We start from the raw sequence: 2,839 nt of genomic DNA, 5'->3' as shown, positions 1-2,839 counted from the left end.
CCGGACTGGGCACCGCTGCCGGTGCAGTACGCCGACTACGCGCTCTGGCAGCGGGACGTCCTCGGCGACCCCGCCGATCCGGAGAGCCTGATTTCGGCGCAGCTCGGCTACTGGCGCGAGGCGCTGGCCGGAGCGCCGGAGGAGCTGGCGCTGCCGGCCGACCGCCCGCGTCCCGCCGAGGCGTCGTTCCGGGGCGGGCTGGTCCCGCTGGAACTGGGCCCCGACCTGCACGCCCGGCTCGTGGAGGTCGCGCAACGGCGCGGGGTCACCCTGTTCATGGTCGCGCAGGCCGCCCTCGCGGCGCTCTTCTCCCGGCTCGGGGCGGGCGCCGACATCCCGATCGGCACGCCGATGGCGGGCCGGGCGGACATGGCGCTGGAGGATCTCGCCGGGTTCTTCGTCAACACCCTCGTCCTCCGGACGGACGTGAGCGGCGACCCGACCTTCGCCGAACTGCTGGCACGCGTCCAGGAGGCCGACCTGGCCGCCTACGCCCACCAGGACCTCCCGTTCGAACGGCTGGTGGAGGAGCTGAACCCGGAGCGCTCGCTCGCCCGGCACCCGATCTTCCAGGTGACCCTCACGCTGGAGAACCTGGCGCGCGGCCGGCAGCCCTGGGAACTGCCCGGCCTGCGCGTCCGGCCCCTCGCCCAGGAGGACGACACCACGGCCGCCGCCAAGTTCGACCTGTCGGTGACGCTGGGCGAACACCGCGACGAGAACGGATCGCCCGCCGGGATCGGCGGCGAGATCCTCTACGCGCTCGATCTGTTCGACGAGGAGTCGGCGCGGGTACTGGCGGGCCGGTTCACCCGCGTGCTGGAGCAGGTCGCGGCCGACCCGGACGTGCGGGTGGGCGACCTGGAGGTCCTGACGCCCGGCGAGCGTGAGCTGGTGGTCGAGCGCTGGAACGACACTGCCCGTCCGGTGGCGGGCGGGTCTCTGGCGGAACTGTTCGGCGAGCAGGCGCGGCGTGCTCCGGAGGCGGTCGCGGTGGTGTTCGGCGACGTCCGCTGGACATACGCCGAGCTGGACGCGCGGGCGAACCGGGTGGCGCGCACGCTGGCCGAGCGCGGGGCGGGCCGTGAGGATCTGGTCGCGGTCCGCCTGGAGCGTTCGGCCGAGTTGATCGCGGTGCTGCTGGGTGTGGTGAAGGCGGGTGCGGCGTATCTGCCGATCGACCCGTCCTATCCGGCGGAGCGCGTCGAGTTCATGCTCGCCGACGCACACCCGGCGCTCGTGGTGGACGAGGGGTTCCTCGCGTCGTTGAGCCGGGATGACAGCCCGGTCGGTGTCGCGGTCTCGCCCGAGCAACTGGCGTATGTCATCTACACGTCGGGTTCGACGGGTGTGCCGAAGGGTGTGGCGGTCACGCACGCGAACGTCGCGGACTTCTGTGCGGCGGGTTGCTGGGATGAGGAGGTGGTGCGGAGCGTCCTGGTCCAGGCCAACCACGCGTTCGACGCCTCCACCTACGAGATCTGGGTGCCGCTGCTCCGGGGCGGCCAACTGGTGATCGTCCCGCCGGGCGAAGTGGACGTTCAGGAGCGGGCGGCGCTGATCGCCGAGCACGGCGTCACGAACGTGCACGCGACGGCCGGGCTGTTCGCCGCTTACGCCGAGCAGGCTCCGGAGATGTTCGCCGGTGTCCGTGAGGTCTCCACCGGCGGCGACGTGGTCTCCTCGATCGCGGTGCGGACGCTGCTGGAGGCCCACCCCGAACTGACCGTCCGCACCAGCTACGGGCCGACCGAGACCACGGCGTTCACCACCGAGCTCGCGTTCACCGATCCCCGGCAGGTGGACGGGCCGGTCCCGATCGGCCGTCCGATGGACAACGCCCGCGTTTACGTCCTGGACGAGTCGTTACGCCCCGTTCCGCCCGGGATGCTCGGCGAGCTCTACGTCGCCGGCGCCGGAGTGGCGCGCGGATACGCCGGAAGCGCGGGCCTGACGTCCGCGCGGTTCGTGGCCTGCCCCTTCGGCTCCGGCGGACGCATGTACCGCACCGGCGACCTGGTGCGCTGGACGGGCGACGGGGTCCTGGAGTTCGCCGGCCGCTCCGACGAGCAGGTGAAGGTCCGCGGGTTCCGCGTCGAGCCGGCCGAGATCGAGGCCGTCCTGGCCGCGCACGAGCGGGTCGCGAACGCCACCGTCATCGCCCGCGAGGACCAGCCGGGGACCAAGCGGCTGGTCGCGTACGTCGTGGCGGCGGCGACCGCCGAGGAACTCCGCGCGCACCTGGCCGCGAAACTGGCCGACTACATGGTTCCCGCCGCCATCGTCCTCCTGGACGAACTGCCGGTGACCGTGAACGGAAAGGTGGACCGGGCGGCGCTGCCCGCCCCGGACTTCGCCGCCCTGGCCCGCGGCCGGGCCCCCGCGACCGCCACCGAGGAGGTCCTCTGCGGCCTGTTCGCCGAGGTGCTGGCCCTGGAGACGGTCGGCGCGGACGACTCGTTCTTCGAACTCGGCGGCGACTCGCTGCTCGCGATGCGGTTGATCGCCCGCGTCCGCGCGGTGCTGCGGGCGGAGATCAGCGTCCGCGACCTGTTCGACCGGCCGTCCGTCGCCGACCTGGCTCGCCGGGTGGACGGCGGCGAGGAGCAGGCGCGGCCGCCGCTCGCCGTCCAGGCGCGCCCCGAGACGGTGCCGCTGTCGTACGCCCAGCAGCGGATGTGGTTCCTCAACCGGCTGGAGGAGGCGGGGACCGGCACCGCCTACAACATGCCGCTCGTGCTCCGCCTCTCCGGCGACCTGGACGTGGCCGCGCTGGAGGCGGCGCTCGGCGACGTGGCCGACCGGCACGAGAGCCTGCGCACGGTCTTCCCCGAGTCGG

General features: G+C 73.3%; 1 protein-coding gene. It reads left to right on the top strand.

All coding sequences use genetic code 11. The annotated features are described in order from the left end of the window. Positions 1 to 2,839, top strand: a 2,839-nt coding sequence (locus AB0J52_RS34825) for a non-ribosomal peptide synthetase (protein ID WP_500187157.1), incomplete at both ends; no start/stop codon positions are given.

The sequence above is a fragment of the Spirillospora sp. NPDC049652 genome (assembly GCF_040675125.1).
Classification (GTDB): Bacteria; Actinomycetota; Actinomycetes; order Streptosporangiales; family Streptosporangiaceae; genus Spirillospora.
Note: the sequence above shows the minus strand (reverse complement) of the source record. Positions and strands in the feature narration are given on the sequence as shown.